Origin of the sequence: Roseimarinus sediminis, assembly GCF_050433125.1 — a bacterium.
Classification (GTDB): Bacteria; Bacteroidota; Bacteroidia; order Bacteroidales; family Prolixibacteraceae; genus Roseimarinus; species Roseimarinus sediminis.
On record NZ_JBNPXV010000001.1, the window covers coordinates 58,071 to 82,908 of the forward strand.

Annotated in this window: 14 protein-coding genes; 8 read left to right on the top strand and 6 right to left on the bottom strand. The window is 44.2% G+C overall.

Translation table 11 applies throughout. The features are described 5' to 3' along the window. Positions 1 to 116: 116 nt before the first annotated feature. Positions 117 to 3,008 (bottom strand): M16 family metallopeptidase, encoded by a 2,892-nt coding sequence (locus tag FHS86_RS00205; RefSeq protein WP_429409885.1) that lies wholly within the window; start codon positions 3,006 to 3,008, stop codon positions 117 to 119. Between the two features lie 207 nt (positions 3,009 to 3,215). Here FHS86_RS00205 and FHS86_RS00210 point away from each other — a divergent pair, with 207 nt between their 5' ends. Next, positions 3,216 to 3,644, top strand: coding sequence for a hypothetical protein (locus FHS86_RS00210; protein WP_429409886.1), 429 nt, complete (start codon positions 3,216 to 3,218; stop codon positions 3,642 to 3,644). Here FHS86_RS00210 and FHS86_RS00215 read toward each other — a convergent pair. The 4 genes from FHS86_RS00215 to FHS86_RS00230 all read right to left on the bottom strand — a co-directional run bounded on the left by FHS86_RS00215 (position 3,641) and on the right by FHS86_RS00230 (position 13,453). Further along, positions 3,641 to 4,786 carry an outer membrane protein assembly factor BamD gene (locus FHS86_RS00215; RefSeq protein ID WP_429409888.1) on the bottom strand — a complete coding sequence of 382 codons (1,146 nt, stop codon included), beginning with the start codon at positions 4,784 to 4,786 and terminating at the stop codon, positions 3,641 to 3,643. The two genes, FHS86_RS00210 and FHS86_RS00215, sit on opposite strands and share 4 nt — an antisense overlap. Before the next feature lie 42 nt (positions 4,787 to 4,828). After that, complete coding sequence (gene pbpC, locus FHS86_RS00220) at positions 4,829 to 7,186, bottom strand: penicillin-binding protein 1C (protein WP_429409890.1); 2,358 nt, start codon at positions 7,184 to 7,186, stop codon at positions 4,829 to 4,831. 4 nt (positions 7,187 to 7,190) lie between these two features. Continuing rightward, a complete protein-coding gene (locus tag FHS86_RS00225; protein ID WP_429409892.1) occupies positions 7,191 to 12,701 on the bottom strand; it encodes an alpha-2-macroglobulin family protein in 5,511 nt (1,836 codons plus the stop codon). Positions 12,702 to 12,766: 65 nt separating this feature from the next. Then, on the bottom strand, positions 12,767 to 13,453 hold the full coding sequence (locus tag FHS86_RS00230; RefSeq protein WP_429409894.1) for a 2-C-methyl-D-erythritol 4-phosphate cytidylyltransferase: 687 nt from the start codon (positions 13,451 to 13,453) through the stop codon (positions 12,767 to 12,769). 206 nt (positions 13,454 to 13,659) lie between these two features. Here FHS86_RS00230 and FHS86_RS00235 point away from each other — a divergent pair, with 206 nt between their 5' ends. From FHS86_RS00235 to FHS86_RS00245, 3 genes are all read left to right on the top strand, one after another. After that, positions 13,660 to 14,325, top strand: a complete 666-nt coding sequence (locus FHS86_RS00235) for a DUF2461 domain-containing protein (protein ID WP_429409896.1) — start codon at positions 13,660 to 13,662, stop codon at positions 14,323 to 14,325. A gap of 64 nt (positions 14,326 to 14,389) precedes the next feature. After that, positions 14,390 to 15,070, top strand: coding sequence for a DUF5020 family protein (locus tag FHS86_RS00240; protein ID WP_429409898.1), 681 nt, complete (start codon positions 14,390 to 14,392; stop codon positions 15,068 to 15,070). Positions 15,071 to 15,087: 17 nt separating this feature from the next. Continuing rightward, positions 15,088 to 16,380 carry an NCS2 family permease gene (locus tag FHS86_RS00245; RefSeq protein ID WP_429409900.1) on the top strand — a complete coding sequence of 431 codons (1,293 nt, stop codon included), beginning with the start codon at positions 15,088 to 15,090 and terminating at the stop codon, positions 16,378 to 16,380. A 361-nt stretch (positions 16,381 to 16,741) separates the two neighbouring features. Here FHS86_RS00245 and metG read toward each other — a convergent pair whose 3' ends face one another. Next, entirely contained in the window at positions 16,742 to 18,775 is a 2,034-nt protein-coding gene (metG, locus tag FHS86_RS00250) for a methionine--tRNA ligase (protein WP_429409902.1), read from the bottom strand. Positions 18,776 to 19,352: 577 nt separating this feature from the next. Between metG and FHS86_RS00255 the strand changes: the two genes are divergently transcribed. The 4 genes from FHS86_RS00255 to holB all read left to right on the top strand — a co-directional run bounded on the left by FHS86_RS00255 (position 19,353) and on the right by holB (position 24,725). Further along, complete coding sequence (locus FHS86_RS00255; protein ID WP_429409904.1) at positions 19,353 to 20,285, top strand: tail fiber domain-containing protein; 933 nt, start codon at positions 19,353 to 19,355, stop codon at positions 20,283 to 20,285. 93 nt (positions 20,286 to 20,378) lie between these two features. Beyond that, a complete protein-coding gene (locus FHS86_RS00260) occupies positions 20,379 to 20,951 on the top strand; it encodes a hypothetical protein (RefSeq protein ID WP_429409906.1) in 573 nt (190 codons plus the stop codon). After that, positions 20,948 to 23,473, top strand: coding sequence for an esterase/lipase family protein (locus FHS86_RS00265; protein ID WP_429409908.1), 2,526 nt, complete (start codon positions 20,948 to 20,950; stop codon positions 23,471 to 23,473). The genes FHS86_RS00260 and FHS86_RS00265 overlap by 4 nt, the downstream gene beginning before the upstream one ends. A gap of 127 nt (positions 23,474 to 23,600) precedes the next feature. After that, entirely contained in the window at positions 23,601 to 24,725 is a 1,125-nt protein-coding gene (holB, locus tag FHS86_RS00270; RefSeq protein ID WP_429409910.1) for a DNA polymerase III subunit delta', read from the top strand. Positions 24,726 to 24,838: the final 113 nt, after the last annotated feature.

Consider the following 24,838-nt stretch of genomic DNA (forward strand, 5'->3'; position numbering starts at 1 on the left):
AAGCCAATTGGTTTTTCCTGCTCAATGGCAATGCAAATTCAACTTGTTGAAAAATAAAAGAGGAGCAAACTGAAAATACATTTCGTTCGCTCCTCTTTCCTGAAATAGAGAATGAATTACTTGCTAAACAACTTATCGGTACTGAGATTCTGATAAGAACCGATGGTTTCAATCAATTTTTTATCCACTTTCTTTCTGTCGCCCACAATAATCATCGAAACGGGTTTCGACTGTATGTTTTTGGTGTAGAATTCATTAATGTAGTCGATATTGGCTTTCTCGAATTCTGCCTGATGAACTTTTACCGGATCCTCGCTGTAGCCCTGGCGTTCATAATTTTCAATATAGTAGGAAACATAACGATCGGTTGGTTGCTGCAAGCTACTGCCATAAAGCAGGTTATTGCGCACGCCCATTGCTTTTCGTTCTTTCAGTGGCATTTCTCTGATCAGTGAATTAGCAACCTCAGCCGCATCGTTGGTCTTGTCGCCCTGGGTTCCGATGTAGCCCACCATGTATGCAGGATGGCCGGCAACCGACGGGGTGGCAACAGAGGCACTTGCCGTGTAGGCCATCGATCGGAATTCTCTTATTTCGCTGAAGAAAATATTATCAAGCCCTTCACCAAAATACTTCGAAAAAGCAGTAGTTTCTTCAGCCATTCCGATGTTGTATTGTTCGGTAACCGGCAGCATCAGATAGATGTTTGACTGACGGGTTCCGGGTTTATTAACGACATAAACCGTATTTTCTGCTGGCTGACTAATTTCACGGACATAATAATCGGAAGCCGGAAGCCGGCCGGCAGCAAAGGCAAGATTGTTTAATAACTTGGTCTTGGCTTCATCGCTTGTCGAACTGCCATAATAATGAACCAGTGCCTCGTATTTGGTGGCTTTTATAAATTCGCCGGTAAGCTGGTTAATGTCGAGTGCAAGTAGTTCGTCCCAGGTCAGTCGGTCGATACTTGGCGAATTTTCACCGTAAATGAGGTATTGGGCCGCTGCATTGGAAAGACTTTGGAAATCGTCTTTTTGTACCATGCGTCCGTTCAGCTCACCACCAATCAAACTGTTGTACTGTTTCTCGTCGAGATCGGGTATGAGTGTAACCATCGAAATCAACTTGCAGGCTTCTTCAAGGTTCTTCTCTCTTCCGCTAATGGTAACAGTAAGAAAGTTTTCATTGGCACTAAAACGATAGCTGCATCCCAGCTCTCCCATTTTTTGCTTGAATTCGCTGGGCTCATAGTTTCCGCGAACTCCGGCATAATTCATTAGCTGAGCTGCAAAATCGAGGGTTGGTATTTGGGCTGTACCCACCTTGTATTTAATGCGCAAATCGAAAATATCGTTCTGGGTATTTTGCTTATAATACAGCTCAACCTTGTCGGCAATCTGTTCGCGATGAATGTCCTTCCTGAAATCAATAAAATCGGCTTGAGCTTGAGCATTGGCAATCTTATCCTGTATTTTTAGTGCAAATTCAGATGCCTCTTCAACAGTTTGCAATACCGGCTCGATCTCAGGCTTCTCAATTTCCTCGCTTTTGATCTCACCTTTTGTGGAACTTACTTCGAGATAAACATCGTTGAGATAACGATTGGCTACCTCACTTAAGTCGGCAATGCTTATTTCATTAATTTTATCAAGATAGCGATTGGCATCTTCCAGCGGACGACCACTGATAAAAAAGTCAATCAGCCATTGTCCCCGGGCCGTAAAATCTTCAAGCATCACCAAATAATCACGAATGTAGTTATCGCGAACAGCATCAAGCAATTTCTGATCGATTTTACCTTCCTTGATCAAATCAATTTTATCGAACAACAAGTCATCGATTTCAGAAGTTGACAACTGACGCATCTGAGCGAGGTCGAAGTTGGGAACGGCTGTAATGGCCATCATTCCTGCACTTTTAAAAGGATAGTAAAATGAGCCAACCGACATCAGATCACCATCGGTTGCCAGCTGATCGAGCAAGCCGATCGATGCCGAATTGGATAAAACTTCGTTGAGTATTTGCATCTTTATCAGGTCGTCGTCGCCCATCATCGGTGCATTGTATGTCCAGCGACCAATGGTGTAAGGTGTTTGTTTGATCTTTACCTTTGCATGCTTTTCAAGCTTTATCGGCTCAACTTCAAAGTTTGCCAGTGGCTTTTCCTCCATCTGTCCGAAGGTGGCCTCAATTTCACTTTTTATACTTTCAGGGTTGAAATCGCCCACTAAAATGAGCGCCATGTTTCCGGGCACATACCACGTATTATAGAAATCGATTAATTTCTGTAACGAAGGGCTTTTGAGGTGCTCTCCATAACCGATAACCGACTTTCCATAAGGCGTTCCCTTGTACATGTTGTCGAAGGTTACATTCTGAAAGTTACGCATTGGGTTCTCAAGCCCCATGTTGTATTCTTCGTATACCGTTTCAAGCTCGGCCTGAAAATTACGGAATACCGGATTGGTAAACTCATTGGCATAAATATCGAGCCAGGCTTCCGACTGTGACGCCGGAAAAGTACTGAAAAAGAAGGTATAGTCGTAACTTGTTGCCGCATTAATTCCTGTGGCTCCAATGCTTTCGAGCAGGAGTACAAATTCCTTTGTTTGAAAGTATTTACCCTGTTCCAGCGACGCTTCATTGATCTTTTTGATTATTTGATTCCGCTCTTCCTCGTCGCTGCTCTGACGAAGTTCCTCAAATAAAGCAATTACCTTCTCGTAATGCACTTTCTCTTCCTGCCAGTTAATGGTCCCAACATTGGCGGTACCGTTAAACATAACATGTTCAAGATAGTGGGCCAGTCCAGTTGCATCTTCGGGGTCATTAACGGCTCCGGCATTCACCGCAATGGTTCCAAAAACCTTCTGTTGCGAATGATCTTCATTTAAAATCACGGTAAGTCCGTTTTTCAACTTATAGCTTTCAATTTTGAATTCAGAAGCAACAAGTGAAGTGCTCAACACAAGGGTTAGCATTAAAACTAAAATTTTTTGACTACGCATGGGTTAACAATTTTATGGGGTTTAATCATACTAATTTGCAGTAATTAATTGAATCGTCATCAGCTTTAGTATCACTTTGGAATAAATTGTTACACTTTTTTGACCAAGACTGCATTTTCAACGCCGAAACAATGCAAGCAGCATTATTAGGAAACTTCGTGTTTTTTTTCATATTTTTGACCAAAGAGAATATTTAGTTGATTAAGCGTGGTATTTTTTAGACAAATAGCTATCGGAGTCGTTTTTCTGCTTCTAATGGTTTCGTGCTCGAAAGAAGTGTCGACTTTCGAAAATGAAATTCCTTTGGGAGAAATTACCTTGCGAAAAGGCACACCATCGAGGGTGTCAGCCGATTTGATGCTGATGATAACATATATTGAAGACAATCGTTGTCCAATAGGTGAAGTATGTAGCACTCCGGGATCGGTAAACGTCTCGTTTAAAGCCTACAGCAAAGGGAACTCATCTGATTTTTCCATTCGGTATTACAGCAACCGGGAGCAATGTGCCGATACCTTTCTGAATCACCGCATCGAAATTACCGACCTAAGTCCTTTCAGATACGCCAACCAGCTTATCGACACGATGGATTACCGGATTGTGGTGCTTGCTGCCTTGCTCGACGAAAACAACTAGTATTTACGGTACACCGATTTCAGGAAGCCCGCCGCATCAAAAAACAGCGGATCGCTTGAAAGGAGAAACATTTCCTGTGGCGATGGAGGCATTCGTTGTTTTTCACCCAGCAATTTCAACACATGATTGGGCAGGGCCTTTTTGTCGCCGTTGTAGCTGGCCCATTCACTTTTCCAAACATAGGTGGTATTAAATTTTCGCGAATTGAGCTCTTCCCCGCCCTGAAAATCGTTGATGGTAACTGACAGAATCCCCCGGGCAGGCAATTCACGACTGAAAGTTCTTACATCGGCCTTCACAGTGCCCATTACATCGTGTGTTACTCCCTTATCGTCGGTATAAGAGCCAACGACCACACTGTCGAGCTGATAATTGCTTTTCTCTTCTTTTTCAAGAAGTGTTCCAATGTGAAATTCCAGAAAACGGATACTCACCACATGATCGGGCTCGAGTTGAATTTTTTCAGCCGTTTCGGGGCGGTAGAAACTGATGAACTGGCTGTTGTTGTCCTTCACCATCTGGTCGAACAGGCGCAGGTAAAACACCCTGGAATTGATGTCGTAATTTTCGTGCAATTCGGGCTGGTGTTCAACAACTACCTTCAAAGTTGCCTTGTCTTTTGCCACGAGCAAATAGTCATCGATCTGATCGAATGACGGCTGCTGCTCCTTTACCCAAACAAAACGCCGGTAAGCCTCGCGGGCATCAGCAATATTTTCTTTTTCGAGTAAAATAAGCGCATTATCAAATTGCTCTTTCAGTGCTAATTTTTCGGCTTCCCGCTGCTGATCGTGATAATAAACCACAGGCTTAACAGCCTCGAGGGCTGCCGGACTCCGCGAAATTTCATCGGCCAGTGCATTCAATAGTTGATAGGTGTCGGCAATCTTCAGGTACTTGTCATAATCGTTCGATAACGACAGCTGATCGATCCTTTGTTTGTAATAGTCGAGTGCCATGGGATAACTTTTCTGAATCAGGTTGATCGCATTTTCCGAATCGGGTCGTGTACGCAGGTGCTTCACAGCCTGGAGGGTGGCTTCGTAGTAGTTTCCTTTGTTAAATGCAGTTTTGCCGGTACTGCACGCTGAAATTACAGCGGTAACAAAGAGCAGGGTAATAATATTGGAAATCCGTTTCATTGGGTTAAAATTTTTCTTTAGTTGCTGTGCTAAATGTACTATTTATTGTTTATCCGAAAAAATAGTAAAATCATTCACCAGGGTATTTCCCAGCCCATCGATGATGGTTAAGGTATGTGTTCCGGGGCCGGGTGAAAGGGCCATCTGATGGAACTGATCTGTTTCTCCAATAAACGTGCCATCGACATGCCAGAACAAACGGCTGTTTCGGTTACGGTGCGCTGCTTCGAACACAATTCGTCCTTTCTCCCCATTCATCTCATTGGGTACATAAAGTTTTTTCAGATTGCGGGGAGAAATGAGTTCAATAAATGCAATCTTCCGGTCGCTGATACAACCAGGTTTTACCGGTGGCAGCGTGTAATAATTCGGATGATTCTGACGGTAGTACCACTCCATCGACGGGGGTAAAACCATGACCGAATCGTGGTGCATTTGGCTAACGGGGTAGCACGACGAATTGACCTGCCATTGTCGGTCGGCCGATAAATGAACGATTTGATGGTAGGGGCAGGCTTTTGTTCTCAGTCCTGAAACGGGAACATCGCGACTCACCCTGTGCGGGCACAGTGCCGACGCCGTATAGCCACTTTCACGACAGGTCTCAAGCACCGTTGTTTCAGCAAGGGGCTGAGCAAACCAGCCTGACTTTGGCAACAAATCGAGCAGATCGAAAAGGACCGGTGCCGCCGCCCGGCTTCCTGTAAGTCCGGGTTTTCCTTCACCATTGGCATTCCCGGCCCACACGGCGACCACATAACGCGGGGTGGTGGCAATGGCCCAGGCATCTCTGAAACCAAAACTCGTCCCCGTTTTCCATGCAATCCGGTTCGACGAGCTGAAGTTCCACCAGCCACTTCGCTCATCCGGCCGATTCACCCTTTGCAGGGCATCGAAGGTAAAATACACCGAAGCGGCTTTCAATTCAGGAAGTGCTGTTTTTTCGCGGGGCTTCGTCTCTTCGGGGAACAAAACAAGCGGGTGAATGTCGCTGCCCTGGTAAGTTTCACTTTCATTGTAGTGATTTAAGCTACGCGCCATCGATGCGTAGGCACCGGCCAGTTCGAACAAACTGGCCTCGCCTCCTCCCAAAATGAGCGACAAGCCGTAATGTTCAGCCGCTTGATCGAAAGTACTAAAGCCTAAATTGTGCAAGACATTCAAAAAACGGGCTTCGCCAAACTGATGCAACATTTCAACTGCCGGTACATTCAACGACTTACTCAGCGCTTCGGAAGCCCTTACTGCACCCGAATAGGAATAATCGAAATTGGAAGGTGAATAACCCGAAAAATTAACCGGCACATCCCTGATCAGCGCATCGGGCAGGATTTCGCCGTATTGAAGCAATGCCGCATAAAGGAAGGGCTTAAGAATGCTGCCGGTACTTCGGGGTGCATTCACGATGTTGACATAGCCCTGGTGCTGCTTGTCGAGGCCCGGGGTATTGCCTACATAACAAACAACATTTCCGGTATTCACCTCGGCAATAATGGCTGCCATGTTGTTGATCCCGCCCGACTGCAATCTTGCTGCATTGCGCCTTACAATCGAATTGGCTTTTTGCTGCCAGTTAAAGTCAATCGAAGTGTTCACTTTTTTCCCGCCATGTTGTTGACCTGCTTCTTCAATTAGATGATAGGCCAGGTCGGGCAGGGTTTTGGGTGAATCGGGAACCGGTTCGGCCAGCGCTGCACGGTAGCTAAGCGAATCGATGAGCTTCTTTTGCAGCAAACGATGTAGCAGACGGTCGCGCTTTTGTTTCAGTGCTTCGGTATTTTTACCCGGATAAAGCAGCGAGGGGGCATTGGGCAACACCGCCAAAGTTGAGGCCTCGGCCCACGACAGCTGATGCGCGGGGCGCTTGAAATAACGCCACGAGGCAGCATCGATCCCGACAACATTGCCACCAAAAGGAGCATTGGAAGCATACAGCCGTAAAATTTCTCTTTTTGATTTGAGCAGTTCGAGCTTAAGCGCCATGCCCATTTCGAGCAATTTACCCCCAATGGTTCGTGGCGGGTTGTTACGCGAAAGCCTGGCAAGCTGCATGGTAATGGTACTGCCTCCGCTTACAATTCTCCCCTGCTTCAGATTCTGAAAAAGTGCCCTGCCTGCCGACACAGGGTTGATTCCCGGATGTTGGTAGAAATAGTTGTCCTCAAATGCGAGCAGGGCTTTTTCGTAATTGGCTGGCAAACTGTCGGTTTGAGGAAAGCGCCATTGTCCGTCGCCGGCAATGCGGGCTCCCAGCAAACGCCCGTCGGCCGACAAAACAACCGTTGAAGTGGGCTTGTCGAAACGCGGAGCCGGAACAATAATAAAAAGAAGAAGTCCGATGAAGGCACTCGCTGCAAGCACCTTCCACCGGGTTCTTATGGTTTTTATTTTTCTGTTCACCTTCCTATTCTTTGACAACCGATACCCTTTGACCCGGCACTTTTGCAAAAACCGACTTGTTGTACATGTCACCGCAGTTTACAGGCGACATAATAAAATCGCCACAATAAGCAGCATTCAGGTGCACCGTGAATGTCTTACTTTCGTATCCTGCCAGACCAAAATAGGTATAAATTCTGTCGTCGCGAATGTCGTGATAATCAAATTCACTTTTCTTATCGTTGTCGGAGCCAAACAAGCGCGAGTTAATAATCTCCCATCCCGAAGGAAAAAGCTGGCTCAAGGCAATGTTTTCGACCCTTGAGGCATTTTTATTGTAAACCGTAAGCTGTACTTTAAAATCTTTTCCCTGAGCCAGCCGGCTTACATCGAGCGCTTTGCCATTTTGCCCCGAATAATTGGCTACCAGCTGCAAGCCATTCGAAACACTTTCGGTATCAATGCCCGCAACTATGCCTTCGTTACTTGTATTGACAAACAAAGCACCCGTCCCTGTATTTTTCAGCTTACAACGGTAGTTTGCCGTGTTATCGAAAGTGAATTCGGTGATGTTGATTGTGCTTTTCGCCTGGTGCCTGCTTGTGCTCGAATTGCTGCTCAAGCTGTATTCCATCGTTTTATCCGCTCCTGTTTTCTGACCGAACTTAGCCAGGCTGATTAAGGCAAATGCAGTGCTTTGTGTGCTGTGCCATTGGTCTTCCGACAATTTTTTCGAAATACGAACCGCCAGTTCACTCGCTTTTTCCACTTCGTCCATTGCCAGCAGGCTCAAAAGAATGACGCTTTCATCGCGCAATTCGGAACCATAGTAGTAATAGTATTTGGGCTTTTCGGCCTGCATGTTTCTGAAATCGACCAGTTGATAAGCTACGTCTTTCATCCCTGCCAGACTATAGGCTCCGGCAAGCAGCCATTTGCTTTGTCTGTTCAGGCTTTCCACCGCACGCAGACGGTTCATGGCCGATATTTGTGCCTCGCCTTCCATGGCCAGTAAAAATAGCCGGTAGGCCTGCACAAAATTGCTGTTCCTGAAATCGCTGTTCGCATTGTATTCCATCGTATGCGCGCGCAGGTATTTTAACCATTCACTTTTCATGTTACCCGGAACCAGATAGCCGGCTCTTTCGGCTGCTAACAGGAAGTGCCCGGCATAACAGCTTGCCCACTCGTTACTACCGGAAGCCCCCGGCCAGTAGGAAAAAGCCCCCGAAGAAAGCTGATAGTTTTGCAGGCGTTCAATTCCTTTGGTGATGTTGTACCTTATTTCATCATTTTGTTCGGCTGGCAGATCAAGCAGATCAGGCAAATACAACTGAGGGAAAACCGAAGAAGTAACTTGTTCGATACAGCCGTGCGGATAAGTGATAAGGTATTTCAAACGCCGGCCCAGGTTGAGCGATGGCATGGTCGAAACTTCGATTTGGGCTTTGTTGGTACCGTCGACACCAATTTTGGCAAAATCGAATTCAAACTCCTCGTCGGGCTGTAGCAGCTTAAACTGCGTATGAACAGTTGGCAGGTTGGCTTGTCTGATGTCGAGTTCCATCTCGTAAAAACTCTTCTCCTTACCCGATTCAACACTAACCTTCAAACGGGCAATGCCGGTTTTCTTTTGCGACTTCACAGTAAAAAATACATCTTTTTCACCAATCGCATCGAAATAAATTGTACTGTCGCTATTCCCAACGACCTGCAGAAAATCGTTGGTTTCAATTTTGATTTTGACCTCCTTAACCGATGCTTTCATGGCAAAAACAGAAACCGGCAGATCAAGCTGTTCGTCGGGTGAAAGCACGCGGGGCAAAGTGGCCAGTACCATCAGGGGCTCCCTCACCGGCGTGCTCATTTCGGTGTTTCCATATTTGCCTTTTTCGGCAGCAATTACCATGGTGCGCACCGCGCCCACATATTGAGGCAGTGTAATGGTGTGTTTGTTGCTCTCTCCGGCTTTTAAGCGGAAGGGGCCAAGCACTTTTACTACCGGTTTAAAACGTTCCGATTTCTTCTTCGAGTGATCGATGGCGCCATCGCTGCCTCCCACGGCAAACATGCTTTCGATCCGGCTTCCAAAAGAGCCCATTACGAACTCGAACAGGTCGTAGGTGTTCACACCAAGAGCCTCGCGGGCATAGAAGGTATTCCACGGAACCGGAGTTTTGAAAGAAGTAAGATCGAGCAATCCTTCGTCGACAAGGGCAATGGTGTAGTCCATCGCTTTTTTGTTGGCTTCTGAAACTTTCACGGTAAATTCTTTCAAAGGCCGAAGCTCATCGGGCATTTCAATTTCGGGATACAACCTGGTTTCGGGATCTTCGACCATCACCGGAGCGTAACCATAGAGTCGGATTGGCAGGTCGTTGGCCGTTTGCGCATGGGGCTGAATGAGCGTAATGTGCACAAAAACATTGGGTGCCATTTCGGGAGTGGCTTCAAATTCATAATGATTGAAGTCCTGTAGATCGGTGAGCCATTCCTGCGCCAGAATGCGGCTTCCGTTTTCGATGCTTAGCAGTGCCCTGGCCTCGCTGTTGGCCGGAAAACTCACCTTCACCTTTTCTCCTACCCTGAAGTTTTCATCTTCGGTAATCAGGGCCAGCATTTGCGCTCCCCCCTTCTGCTGACCTCGGCCCCATGGATATCCAAAGTAAATTATCTGACCGCTTACATGGCCGTTGGGCGACGTTACCAGCAGCAAATGGCGCCCCCATCGGTTTTCGTCTTTTTTAATTTTGAACGAGGCTTTTCCATCCGAAGTGTTAAGTTGAGTACTAAATACGGGCTTGTGCCAGGTGGTACCAGAATAGGAAGCCAGGTTTTCGTTGTTGCTGTTGTACCACCATCGATAATCGAGTTCGAATAATTTTACCTGAATGCCTTCTACCGTAAGCGGCTTGCCATTTTCGTTGACCGAAGCAAGTTCGATAAGATGCTCCTTGTCGTTATCGAGTTTGTTCCAGTTCTTATAGGAATAATTGATTTTCAGACCAACATAATCTTTAAAAGGGCTGAATGGCTGGGTGAAATAGTTAATGCTGAAATCACCTCCATTTTCAAAAACCTTACTTGTAAAGGCAGCACGCAAAAAGCCGGTAACATTTTTATTGGGTTTGAAATCGAAAGTCAAAGCAGCTTTTCCGCTTGCATCGAGTTGCTTGTCGAAAATGGTGAGCTGCTCACCGTAATATTTTTCGTAGGGTGTTGAAAAATCGAAGTCTTTAAAGTCTTTGAATTTCGGCGCGTAAGAACTAAAACTTACATCCACTTTGGCTTTCAGATTGGCAGCCGGGGTGCCATGAAGCCATTTCGCTTCGAGGGTTCCCGCTGTTGGATGTTGAGCTGTAAGCAAGTCATTGTCGAACTGAACGTTCACCTTCAGGCGGTTGGGCTTCACCGTTTCGATGCGAATGGTTTTACTGAACTGAACCGCACCGGCCTTAAGCACAGCCTGCCAGTTTCCCGTGGGGTCATCCTGATTCGTTTTGAAGAAAAAAGGATAAATGAAGCGTTGGTCGCGCTGCTTCACCATCTTTTTCACAAATTGCCCTTTCGGGTTGTACACTTTAAGGATGAGGGGATGTCCCTGAGGAAGCGCAGGCAATTTGTCCTCTAAAATGAAGGAGACGAAGACTGAATCGCCGGGGCGCCAAACATCGCGTTCGCCATACATAAAGCCTTTAATTCCCTGCTTCACACTGCTGCCACCTACATCGAAATTACTCGTCGACTGCATGCTGCGGCTGTCGATTTTCAGATAGCCCCTTTGTTTGTCTTTCGACGCAATGATCAAAAAAGGTGCCCGGGTACACTTTATTTTCAACAAACCATCGCCATCGGTCGATCCACTGTTGATGAGCTGGTTCTGATAGTCGTAGATTTTAATGTCAACTCCTGCTTCAGTTTGGGCCGTGAGCAGGTTGCTAATGTGAATGTAGGTGTTAAGGTCTGCTTCTGTTTGTGCAATGATCCCATAGTTGGAGCCCAGTATATTGCGCGAAGGAAATTTTCCGGGATCGAAATAGGCATACGAACAGGCATCGTCGCGTTTCGACCAGTTGTAGTAATGGCTGTAAAAAACAGAGCTATAGGAGTAATTGGGATATTTTTCTTCTTCTTCAACAGGAAGAAAGTGATTGTTCTCGTCGCCGCCCGATTCGCAGGAATAAAGCGAATATTCCTTTCGGAAACCAATTTCAACATTGTAAATGGCCCCAGGTTCTACTTCAATTAATTTCGAAAGATCGAGATTGAAAGCATTCCATGAATTCAGGTCAACGGCTCCCTTGTTGGTCAGCAGCACTTTCGAACGGTGAACCACACGTCCGACCCGGTTCAGGGCATATTCTGAATCGAAGTTGTTTTCCTGTAAAAACGCATGAATGTTGTTGGTAAAAATCTTGAGAATACGCACATCCACCGCTTCAAGGCTTACTGCTTCAAAAGGAAAATAAAGGCCTTCGTTTTGTGGAACGATGACCCCGTTGCCCAGTAGTTTTACCTCAGGTTTGAGCCCGCCAAAATCGAGGGTATAACTTGTTTCGCTTCCAAGCTTGTATCCGTGCAGGCTTTCGAAGGCCCCGTTAATGGTCACTTTATGAGTTCCGGTAAGGCGGCCGGCAGGATATACCTTCAGGATGTTGTATTCAATTTTGTATTTCCCGGCCGTGGTGTTGTCGATTTGTACCAGACCCCGATAATCCTTCTCGGTATTGATGGGATCGGAAAATACAATTTCGAGGTACTGGTCGGGCTGATTAATCACCCTGGCCGACGAAATTTTAAAGTTGGTTATGGATGGAACTGTTATTTCGATGCTGTTGTCTGAATTTTGGGCACCAATGCCTTTGCCGTCCCATTTCAGGGTCAGTGTTGAGTTCTCCTCCTTCCGCTGTATGTTCCCAATGGTGAAAAGATGAGAATACGACTTAGGATGATGTTCCCACTTAATTGTTAATTTTTGCTCGCCCGCCTGATTGGCCTGCAGCACTTTCTCGATTTCAGCATTTTCGAACAAGTCCGAAGTTTGAACTTCTCCTTTTACTTCATAGCGGGCACTGTTTAATCTGTCGATCGACAAGCCGGAATGCGTGAGCGTAAATTGCTTTTGAGGAGTTTGGAATGAAAATTCCATTACTTTCAGGTTTTCGTGCGTATCCTGAATTTTACCCAGCTGAAGCCTGCCCAGGTATTTTGTATTCCAGGCCAACAACTGAGCAGGTCTGAATTCAATGGCATCGGGGTTGACCCAGGTGGCTGTTCCCTCAATGGCGGGAGTGAAGCCCAGCAATCCCTTTTCGAGGGTAGTTCCAAGTTGTTCGGTCCCCACTCGATCGGTGGAGAACTTGATGATGATCGGGTCGCTTCGTTTCACAACTCCGGTGGTAACTCCTGCGATGTATTCGTGATACTCGTCGATTGATTTCCTTACACTTTGTTCTTTTGAATTGGAAGAACAGGAAGTAATAAAAACAGCAATTACAACTGCAAACAGCGTTTTAATGCATAGGGGTGATTCCATGATCCTGGTTTTTTATTAGCCCACTAAGTTACAAAATTATGATAAGCGGCAAGTAATATAAAAAGCTATTTATCGAGCAGCGCCTCAGCCATTTTCAAGTCATTAAGGTGAGTGATTTTGATGTTTTCACGGTTGCCCTCGACCAGATGAATGTCAACACCGGTTTTTTCGAGCACCGAGGCATCGTCGGTAAAGGCGGCATCGAAAGGCTGTGTGTAAGCTGCTTTTATTAATTCGGAATGAAAAACCTGAGGAGTCTGGATGCCCACAAACTTCGAGCGATCGACCATTGCGCTGTGTTCGCCATTGACCATTCGCAGCGACTCAGTCACCGGCAAAACCGGGATGGCATTTCCTTCTTGTTCTGCCATATTGCAACAACGTTCAATCGTTGCCTTGCTTACCAGCGGGCGCACTCCGTCGTGAATCAAAACCAGTGCGCCGTCGGGGATGGCATCCAGCCCGTTTTTAACACTCGAAAAACGCTCGCTTCCTCCCCTCACCAGCCGGTGAGCAGTTATGAAATGATGCTCCTGACATAGCTTTTCCCAGGTAGAGAAATGGCTTTCGGGCAAAACCAGCACCAGCTCCATGCTGCGATCGAAGCGTGCAAAGCGATCGAGGGTATGCATTAAAACCGGTCTGCTGCCCAATAACATAAACTGCTTTGGCAGCTCACTATTCATGCGCCTTCCGCTGCCACCGGCAACAATAATAACATAGGATTTTCGCTTTGTTTTTATCTGATTCATGAGCGATGCTTTTCTATGAAAAAATCATTTATTAAATTCAGCCTGTCAATTTCAAGCAATAAAATTAGCCTTTATTGGCTTATAAATTGGTTAAAATGAAACGAGCATGTAAAATATTTACATCGTGGGCAATGACCGACCCCAATAACTATCATGCGAATTCCATCTGCCAGCTGGCGGATCTTTAAAATAAACAATTTAATCGTATGAAAGAAATTTATGATTTTCTGGTCGGGCTCGAAGCCAACAACAACAAGGCATGGTTCGATGAGAACAGGGAACGCTACCAGCAAACAAGACAACAGTTTCTTCATTTAACCGAGCTGCTCATTAACGAAATCAGGAGTTTCGATCCCGAAATTCCCTTTCTCTATCCAAAAAAATGTGTATTCAGAATATTCAGGGATGTAAGGTTTTCGAACGATAAACGCCCCTACAAGAACAACTATGGCACTTTTATCGCCCGCGACGGACGCAAGGGCGGAAGCCCGGGCTATTACCTGCACATTCAACCTGGTGCATCATTTTTGGGAGGAGGTATTTACATGCCCGATACGGAAAAGCTAAAGGCCATCAGAAGCGAGATTTACCATCATCCTGAAGATTTTGCCGAACTGATCAACGATGAAACCTTCAGCCAACATTTTGAATTATACAGCGATGACAAGTTAAAAACTGCCCCCAAGGGATTTCCGAAGGACTTTGAGTACATCGACTGGCTGCGTTACAAATCATACGCTACCATTTGTCCGCTAAGCGACGAACAACTGCTGAGCAGCGATTTACTTTCCTTTATTTTAAACCGCTTTAAATTACTGTCTTCGTTCAATCATTTTCTAAACCATGCTATTGATCAGTATAAAATGTCATGATTGATTCTATTTTCGGCCCTTGCAGGAAAATTTATTGATAAATCTTAACCATAAATTGATTAAAATGAGAAAATTGACCTTGATTGCCTTGCTTGTTGTTGCTTCGCTGGTAGCAAAATCGCAAAACCTTCAAATGCACTATGATTTTGGTGCCGACCGCAACTATCTGACAACCACCCTGGAACAATTCAAACCCGATGCCATGGGTAGTACTTTCTTCTTTGTCGATTTTAATTACGATGCCAACGGAGCTACTGAAGCTTACTGGGAAATTGCACGCGAATTGAAAAAATGGGACGCACCTGTTTCGGTTCATGTTGAATTCAACGGCGGCTTAAACAAGGCCCTGCAATTCAACAATGCCTATCTGCTGGGAGGAACCTACTCCTGGAATGCAGCCGATTTTTCGAAAGGATTTTCTTTATCGGCCATGTACAAACTAATTCAGGGCAACAGCTCACCTCACAACGGACAGCTGACTGCCGTTTGGTACCTCAACCTGCTCGACGGTAAAGTATCGTTTACCGGCTTTGCTGATTTGTGGACTGAAAAACACACCGTTTCGAATGATGGTTTTGTAGCCGACTTTCAGGATGCAGACTTCATCTTCCTTTCGGAGCCCCAATTGTGGTACAACATCAACAAGTCCTTCTCGCTGGGTGGCGAAGTAGAACTTGCCTACCACTTTGCCGGAACCGCAGGATTTAAAGCCTGCCCTACCCTGGCTGCAAAATGGACTTTCTAACCTGAAAAACTGATATCATGTTAAACAAATTTTTCAAGCTCGACGAGAAAAAAACCAATGTACGCACCGAAATCATAGCAGGTATTACCACCTTTATGACCATGGCCTACATTCTGGCAGTAAACCCCAACATCCTGAGTGCAACCGGGATGGATAAAAACGCGCTGTTTACCGCCACGGCCCTCTCGGCACTCGTAGCAACCCTGGTGATGGCGCTGTGGGCCAAACTGCCTTTTGCACTGGCTCCGGGAATGGGACTCAACGCCTTTTTTGCCTTCACCGTAGTGCTTGGCATGGGTTACAGCTGGCAATTTGCCCTTACGGCTGTTTTCCTCGAAGGTATTATCTTTTTAATCCTTACGGCCTTTAACATCAGGGAGCTGATTGTGAATGCCATTCCCATGAACCTGAAACATGCCATATCGGCAGGTATTGGCCTGTTCATTGCCTTTATCGGGATGCAAAATGCCGGGCTCATTGTGAACAACGACGCCGTACTGGTTGGATTGGGCGATATGAGCTCACACACTGTTTGGGTATGCCTTATTGGTTTGCTCATTTCGGGTGTTTTGCTGGCCATGAAAGTAAAAGGTGCGCTCTTGATTGGTATTCTGGCCTCAACAGCCATCAGCCTTCCTTTGGGAATTACCCACTGGCCCGAAGGTGGTTTGTTCTCGGCCCCTCCATCGCTTGAGCCCATCTTCTTCAAGTTCGATTTCTCGCAAATCCTGTCGTTCGATATGCTCATCGTACTGTTTACTTTCCTTTTTGTCGACATGTTCGACACCGTTGGCACCCTGGTTGGCGTATCATCGAAAGCCAATATGCTTGACAAGGACGGAAAACTACCCCGCGTGAAGCAGGCCCTTTTTGCCGATGCCATTGGTACTACCTTTGGATCAATTTTAGGAACCAGTACCGTGACTACTTATGTTGAAAGTGCTTCGGGTGTTGCCGAAGGTGGTAAAACAGGACTGACCGCTTTATCAACCGCAGGGATGTTCCTCATTGCCCTGTTCCTGGCCCCTTTGTTTTTGATGGTTCCCGGAGCAGCCACAGCACCTGCACTGATTCTGGTAGGTTCGTTTATGATGTCGCCAATATTGAAAATCAACTTTGACGATTATACCGAATCGATCCCGGTTTTCCTTACCATCATCATGATGCCGCTGGCTTACAGCATTGCCGAAGGCATTGTGTTTGGAATGCTGGCCTATGTGGTACTGAAAGCCCTTAGCGGAAAGATCAAAGAAGTATCGGTTGTAATGTGGGTTTTGGCCGTATTGTTTGTGCTGAAGTTTTTCATTTAAAACAAGATCCATATAGATAAAAAACCTGCCTGTATCATTACAGACAGGTTTTTTTATTAGCGAATCTCATCATATTTCTTTTAACACCAGACCAATTGCTAACATCTTCAATAAATTGGCAAAACAATTTATATTGACAGTTTTTTGGACTCAAACGGCCATCAGACAGAGAGACCCTGTTTTTGAATACTGGATGAAGCGATATAAAAGTAATTCCTATTCAAAAAACATCCTGATAAAAGGCCCATCCTTGCGTACAAGGTGGGCCTGAATTATAATCGGGTAAATTGCCGATCTGCGGTGAAGCAGTACTGCAATTCACGAAAAAGCCCCAACGCCATGTTGAGGCTTTGTATTTTTTTTATTTTATTTCCGACCCGTTTCGTACGGGGCTTACCGGACTTACAAATTTAAGGGTGCCATCGGCGTCTTCGGCCATCAGAATCATGCCCTGCGACTCGATACCACGCAATTTACGGGGCTCGAGATTCACCAGAATGGAGACCTGTCTTCCAATTACTTCTTCAGGTGTATAGTATTCGGCAATGCCTGAAACCACGGTTCGCTGATCAATGCCCGTATCTACCAACAACTTCATCAGCTTTTTGGTTTTAGGCACCTTTTCCGCTTCAAGAACGGTAGCTGTGCGGATGTCCATTTTCTGGAAATCGTCGAAAGTACAATTGTCCCTGGCCGGTTGGGCCTTTGCTTCGGCCAGATCGTTGGCTTTTTTGGTCTCCAGCAATTTGTTTACCTGGGCCTCGATGACTGCATCATCAATCTTTTCGAAGAGCAACTCCGGCTGATTCACCCCATGGCCGGCAGGCAGCAGATCGGTACGGCCCAGCTCGCTCCAGTTCATTTTTTCGAGATTCAGGAAACCACGCAGCTTTTCGCAGGTTAAAGGCATAAAAGGAGCAAACACGATGGTGAGGTTGGCCGTAAGCTGCAGGCACACGTTCATGATGGTTTTTACCCGCTCCTCGTCGGTTTTCACCACTTTCCATGGCTCCATGTCGGCCAAGTACTTGTTGCCCAAACGGGCCATGTCCATGGCAATTTTCAGCGCTTCGCGAAAACGGAAGGTATCCAGACTTTTCTCTACATCGGCTTTCAATACTGCCAGTTGCTGCAGTGTCTCCCTGTCAACGTCGGTCAGAGCGCCGCAAACAGGAACTTTGCCGTCGTAGTATTTCTGGGTAAGTACCAGCGCACGGTTTACAAAGTTGCCAAAAATGGCCACCAGTTCGTTGTTGTTGCGTGCCTGAAAATCCTTCCAGGTAAAATCGTTGTCCTTGGTTTCGGGGGCGTTGGCTGTGAGTACATATTTCAGCACGTCTTCCTTGCCCGGAAATTCTTCGAGGTATTCGTGCAGCCAGACAGCCCAATTGCGCGAAGTGGAAATTTTATCCCCTTCGAGGTTCAGGAACTCATTGGCCGGAACATTCTCAGGAAGAATAAAAGTGCCTTCGGCTTTCAGCATGGCCGGGAAAATGATGCAGTGAAAAACAATGTTGTCTTTCCCTATGAAATGAAGCATGCGTGTTTCCTCGTCTTTCCACCAAAGTTCCCATTCGGGCGTCCATTCCTTGGTAGCCGAAATGTAGCCAATGGGGGCATCGAACCAAACGTACAATACCTTGCCTTCGGCACCTTCGACCGGCACCGGCACGCCCCATTGCAGATCGCGGGTTACGGCACGCGGGTTCAGTCCGCCGTCGATCCAGCTTTTACACTGGCCGTACACGTTGCTTTTCCATTCTTTGTGACCTTCGAGGATCCATTCGCGCAACCAGGGTTCGTATTCATCGAGCGGAAGGTACCAGTGTTTGGTTTCCTTCATCACCGGCACATTGCCGCTGAGCATCGACCTGGGATTGATCAGGTCGGTAGCATTCAGCGAAGTGCCACAGCTTTCACACTGGTCGCCATAGGCCTTCTCGTTGCCGCACTTCGGGCAGGTGCCGGTAATGTACCGATCAGCCAAAAACTGGCCTGCTTCCTCATCGAAATACTGCTCGTTGGTTTTTTCGATGAATTTGCCTTCGTCATATAACTTTCTGAAAAATTCTGAAGCGGTATCGTGGTGCACTTTGGCACTGGTACGCGAATACACATCGAACGAAATGCCAAAACGCTCAAAAGCATCTTTGATGATTCCGTGGTATTTATCAACAATGTCCTGCGGGCCAACACCTTCGTTTTTGGCCTTCAGGGTAATGGGAACACCATGTTCATCGCTTCCCCCGATAAAAGCCACCGCTTCGCCTTTCAGCCTGAGATAACGGGCATATATATCGGCAGGCACATAAACCCCTGCAAGGTGCCCGATATGAACCGGTCCGTTGGCATAAGGCAGGGCCGAAGTAATGAGTGTACGTTTGTAATTTGCCATTTCTATTTTGTTAGTCATTGGTCATTGGTCATTGGTCATTAGTTTGCTTTAAACCGCAGAGGACGCATAGAATGTACGCAGAGGAAACAGAAAAAAAATAAATGAATTGTTTCCTTACAAGTTCCAATGCATTTGGTTTAAGAACCTGCTAATGACAAATAACTTCCATTTGATTTTTGAATGTGCAAAGATAGAAATTGAAAATTAAAATGTAGTTTTTACCCACATCATAATCACTTCAACAGCAACAGGCCCCGAATAAGCAGGAAGAACTATCAATCCGTGGTTTTCAGCAGAAGCATGTCTTCCTGCTGTTTAATAGCAATTATATACATGATTGCATTGGTTCATAATATGTTTTACAGCAGCTTTCGAAAGATTTAACACTTTAAAGGGTAACCTTTTGTATGTTTTTCGTATAAACTAGTACAAAAAACACAAATATTTATAAACCCTCTAAAATAACTATTATGAAAAATCAATTCAAATCAATTCAAATCAATTCAAATCAATTAAGAAAGTTTTCTTCTTATTAGTCGCTGTTTTACTTTTCTCTGAAGTTCATGCACAAATCAAATTGGATTCGAGTGGAGATATACGATTTGGTACAATAGATCCATTATGGAACAGTCAATTTGATATTTATAATTTTGGAAAGACTTTGCTTTACGATGAAACCTGCTTTCATACTTATTATAGTACAGTCGATTTGATTACTTCTCAGAATGATGATAATGAAACCAGCATTGTTCCAATGGATCCTGGTTTTTGTAACATTGGAACCAGTGATTATCACCTATATGAAGTTTATGCTTATAAAATAAATGGGGAAGTTTATCAAACCAGTTCGGATAGAAGGTTGAAAGAGAATTTCAGAGAGATAGAATCTGCCCTTGATAAAATAAAAAAGCTAAAAGGTCAGAAATATGATTTGAAGTTACAATGGAAAGATTCTGTAAAAAAAGATGAAAAAAAGAATCTTTTAGAAAAGGACAGGAAAGATCATTTAGGATTTGTTGCTCAGGATGTTATGAACATCATCCCCGAGGCTGTTTATTATGATGAAAGATCTGATAAATATTACCTCGAATATGATGCCTTTATCCCAGTAATTGTTGAAGCCATGAAAGAACAGCAGGCCACCATCGAAGACCTCGAAACCAGGATTGAAAAACTGGAAGGCAATCCAAAAAGCAAATCAGCGAACATTGGAAACTCAACCGGATCCAATGAACCTGACATGATGAACACCGCCACCCTTGGCCAAAACATCCCCAACCCTTTTAGCGACAATACCCGCATTGACATTCTCCTGCCCGAAACGGTCAAAAAAGCCGGTTTGTATGTTTACAACATGCAGGGCGCTCAAATCAAATCGTTCGAAATTATTGAACGAGGCAATACTTCAGTTACCATTGAAGGTTTTACCCTTGATGCAGGGATGTATCTTTATACCCTTATTGCCAATGGCAAAGAGGTGGATACGAAAAAGATGATATTGACGAAATAGGTTTCAATAAAGGAGTTCACGTTGGAATGCCATTAATTCACGACTTTTGGAAGTTGAATTATTTGAAAATTTATTCCTAAAAATCAACAAACCATGAAAATTATAAAACTACTCGTAATCTTAATTGTATCCATCTTACTTTATAACAGCTGTAAAAAAGATGGCTGCGAACTTACCACAGACGATATGGACTGGTTGCTTGAGGAATACGACAGTCTGTATTATTTGAAAAATGGAACAGATACTGTTGTGGCTAAAGTCATTTCAGGTTTTGGCCAAGATGAATATGATTGGCAATGGGGTATCCGAACAGGAGATAATGATTACTATGGATATTCATATGTCATTTTCAATATATTACAAAATAATACATTATCTTTCAACTATACAATAAATGCATGTAATAATAATGTGATGATCAATGAAATAAAGACATATCCTAACAAGAAGGAAATTCATGTTTTTTACTATTATCTCAACAAAGATTCCATTAAGAATAATAGTGTAAAAATCGATGACAAGGAATATACAAACTGTTTCTATTTCAGTTCATCTGAAGATACTGTTTTACAGGAATTAATTTTTTCTAAGAAGTATGGCGTTGTGAAATTTAAAACTACTCAAAACGAATTATTCGAACTTTTACCCTTAAACCTTAAAGAATGAAGAAAATAAATTTATTAATAATAGTTCTGTTTACTGCCATAAATTGTATGGCACAAACGACGCTCGACTTTTATCCTTCGATGTTCGATAACCTTGCAACTTCGAAACTGTCAACCAATATTTTGGCCGATAAAGCAGGATTGCCCGAAATGCTTTTTGGCTTTAACGGAAGTAGTTCGTGTGCAGCCTCAGGCATGGAAGAATTTCTATTTACTTATCAAACCTTGTATACTGGCAACATAGGAACACCAACCATACCAACACCCGATGCAATATTCAATTCAGTAGGTGAAAAACCCACAGATGTTATACCACTTGGTGCGCTCTATTTCAATTATAACTATATCGATGAAAATGCATTTAATAATGGGCTAATCCAAATTATCAACTCCCAGTTTTTCGATGGACCCAACAGTGGTAATCCTTACAATCAATCGGTTTGCGTGGCACTAGGAACTTTATATCCCGACACGCTAACTCAACTGGTTACCTTTAAAGCTGAGCCATTAAGAGGCAACCTAAGCAACAATGTTTCATCTGCTCAAATCAATTTTGCCGATGGTGCAGGATATAGAACCTATACAGCAAATACACAATATGCTATTGACTACAGTACCGATGGCGATTACACCATCACCCTGAAGCTAAACCTTACCGGAGGTGGTTCGGTTTATGCCAAAAGTTTAATTCATGTATCGGCTTCTGCTCCACTTAAATCGGTAGCCATTGGCGGTTTTCCATCCGATTATCCCTGCAATAACGGTATCGTTCCGGCATATAACAATACTATTTCGATCACGCGCACCGGCTCAATGAACGATGGTTTGGTAAAGATTTGGTATGGAAATAATCCTAATGGAACACCTAAAACCCAATTAACCAAGCCGGTTGTAATTGTCGACGGTTTTGACCCTATTCCGCTTGAAAGCGTGGATCGCTCAGCCGAAGAAATTTATTTTGAAACTAACTTCAATTCATCCTATCGTGACATCAATAAATATAGCTATTGTGAAGAAGTTTACAAAGAAAACAGGGTCTCCATTACAGAAGGGCTAATCGATCGCTTAAAAAACCTGGGCTACGATATTTGCATTGTTGATTTTGAATGGGGAGGTAATGACATTATGGAGAATGTTGAAACACTAAAACAAGCAATTGGTCAAATAAATACGAGATTATCGAATAATGGATCTAGTGAAAAGTTGATTGTTATGGGGCCTTCAATGGGAGCTTTAATTTCACGAATTGCACTTTCTGAAATGAGCAACCACAATACCCGGATTTACATTTCATTCGACGGGCCACAGCAAGGCGCTTATATCCCAATGCCATTACAAGAACTATACGGTTATATGTTTAGTGTTATAAATAAAACCATCACATTTTCAGAAGCGGTATTTGCATTATTAAATATGCCCATGAAAACTTTTTCAGCATTGCTCTTCCAGGTAACCTTAAATGGTGTTGTACGCGAATACTCTCCACTTGACTGTCCGGCAGCAAAGCAAATGTTAATGTACCATTACCTTGGGACTTCAAATAACCAACCATATGCACCACATAGCGATCATTCTACGCTTTACAATAGTATTGAAGGTGTTTATCCATCCAATTGCATGAATATTGCAATATCTTGTGGCGATGGCCATGGCAATAGTCAACTTGGTTTCCCATCAGCAGGCGCCGATTATTTAGGTTATTCTACCAGTTCAAAAATTAAAACAGATATTGAATTTAAAGAATTACCAACTTCGGGTAGTCTGTCACCTTTTATGAAACTTAATGTATGGCAAAATGCTTTGTTTGGAATAAGACTTAATTACATCAACAAAGAATATAAATCGTTTACAACTTCAAGTTCAAAATCGTACGAACACTTGCCCGGAGGAAACTTTAATGGGAATTATATGCTAGGATCACTGCTTGATAAATTGAGCACGGGTTTCGACTATGACAAATATGAATGTTTTATGCCATTATCAACTGCATTCGACTTATCAAGTAGTGTATCAAATAATATTTTTTCAGAGTTTAATATTCCTACGGGAAGGAATTTTACAAAGAACATTTACCCTTCAAAATCGCCATTCGATATGCTTTATGTATGCAATGAAAACAGATATCATGTTTTACGGGGACCTAATCCTAATGCCGATGATAACACGCTAAATTCTTCAATACCCGGGCTTACTCAAGACATGACTGATTTTGTTGTTTTCCTTGTTGAGAATTCAGAAAATATTGAAGATGCAACGCAAAGCGAAGTTTATAATATATACGACATTTACCAGAACAGTGGTATCCAATACTGTTCACAACCATTCAATGCTGATTTACTTGAAAACGGTACAGTGAAAAAAAGTTACAACTCATCATCTGTTAATATCTCAAACGTAACAATTAGCGGAAGTGACAAAGACATTGAGGTTTATAGTACACAAAGTATCACTATAGGGTATAATACTACAATTGAAAATGGTGCAACTTTCAAAGCAGACTATGCCAACTGTCCAGCTGAATGATTTTATAAGTTACCTACCCCCGAAAGGGTTTTGATCCCTGTTGGGGCTACATTAAAAAACCATCTTTCCCATTTTCTCATCTAATAAACCTGGCAGTTTTTCACCTTTTTTTTTCATCTTTGCATTCATGCAATTCAACGATGTTATTGGGCAGGATGCCATTAAAAAGCGGCTGATTGAAGGGGTTCACGAAAACCGGGTGAGCCATGCACAGTTATTTGCCGGCACCGAAGGAGTGGGCAAAATAGCCATGGCCATTGCCTATGCACAGTTTTTGAATTGCAAAAACCGGAGTGAAAGCGATGCCTGCGGTCTTTGCCCCTCGTGTAAAAAATACAACAAACTCATCCACCCCGACCTGCATTTTGTGTTTCCGGTGGTGAAAACACCAAAACTCAAAGAACCGGTTAGCGACCACTTTATCGACAAATGGCGGGAGCTGGTGCTGAAAAGCCCTTATTTCAACCTGAATAACTGGTACAAGGCCATCGATGTTGAAAATGCACAGGGAAACATTTACGTGCACGAAAGCAGTGAGATCATCCGCAAACTGAACCTGAAAACCTTCGAAGCCGAGTACAAGGTGATGATCATCTGGATGGCCGAACGCATGAACAGGCAGTGTGCCAACAAACTCCTGAAGATGATTGAAGAGCCGCCGCCAAAAACACTCTTCATCCTGATAAGTGAAAACGAAGAACAGCTGCTGACCACCATCCGTTCGCGTACCCAGCTGATCAAATTTCCTCGTATCGATAATGAGTCCATGAGCCGGGCACTGTCCACCTTACCCGAAGCGGCCGGCAAAAACATACAGGGACTGGTACACCAGGCCAACGGGAATTTCATCACCGCTCTTAACCTGATCTCGCCCAACGAGGAAAAAGCCTTTTTCTTCGCGCAGTTTACCAATATTATGCGCATCAGCTACAAGCGTGACTGGATGCCCCTGTTCGAATGGGTTGACAGCATTGCTTCCATTGGGCGCGAACGCCAGAAAAGCTTTCTGCTTTATGCCATGAAAATGCTGCGCGAAAATTTCGTTCTCAACCTGAAACGTCCCGAAATTGTGTACCTGAACGATGAAGAAATGGGCTTTTCTGAACGATTCAGCCCCTTTATCAACGAACGCAACATCCTTCATTTTTCCGAAGAATTTGAAAAGGCCTTTCGCGACATCGCCCAAAATGGCAATCCCCGCATCATCTTTCTCGATTTGTCACTAAAAATTGTGAAGATGATCAGGGCCTGAGTTGCTTTCCTGCTTTCAAATACTTCATTCAAAGTCCTTCGGCACTAAAGCATATTCTTTCTATTTTAAATCGCTTCCCTTTTTACAATCAGTTAATTCCTTATTTTTGTTTG

Excerpts from the sequence above, each read along its gene's own strand:
- FHS86_RS00205 (WP_429409885.1), bottom strand. The coding sequence starts at position 3,008 with ATGCGTAGTCAAAAAATTTTAGTTTTAATGCTAACCCTTGTGTTGAGC.
- FHS86_RS00215 (WP_429409888.1), bottom strand. The coding sequence starts at position 4,786 with ATGAAACGGATTTCCAATATTATTACCCTGCTCTTTGTTACCGCTGTA.
- FHS86_RS00225 (WP_429409892.1), bottom strand. The coding sequence starts at position 12,701 with ATGGAATCACCCCTATGCATTAAAACGCTGTTTGCAGTTGTAATTGCT.
- FHS86_RS00230 (WP_429409894.1), bottom strand. The coding sequence starts at position 13,453 with ATGAATCAGATAAAAACAAAGCGAAAATCCTATGTTATTATTGTTGCC.
- FHS86_RS00235 (WP_429409896.1), top strand. The coding sequence starts at position 13,660 with ATGAAAGAAATTTATGATTTTCTGGTCGGGCTCGAAGCCAACAACAAC.
- FHS86_RS00240 (WP_429409898.1), top strand. The coding sequence starts at position 14,390 with ATGAGAAAATTGACCTTGATTGCCTTGCTTGTTGTTGCTTCGCTGGTA.
- FHS86_RS00245 (WP_429409900.1), top strand. The coding sequence starts at position 15,088 with ATGTTAAACAAATTTTTCAAGCTCGACGAGAAAAAAACCAATGTACGC.
- metG (WP_429409902.1), bottom strand. The coding sequence starts at position 18,775 with ATGGCAAATTACAAACGTACACTCATTACTTCGGCCCTGCCTTATGCC.
- FHS86_RS00260 (WP_429409906.1), top strand. The coding sequence starts at position 20,379 with ATGAAAATTATAAAACTACTCGTAATCTTAATTGTATCCATCTTACTT.
- FHS86_RS00265 (WP_429409908.1), top strand. The coding sequence starts at position 20,948 with ATGAAGAAAATAAATTTATTAATAATAGTTCTGTTTACTGCCATAAAT.
- holB (WP_429409910.1), top strand. The coding sequence starts at position 23,601 with ATGCAATTCAACGATGTTATTGGGCAGGATGCCATTAAAAAGCGGCTG.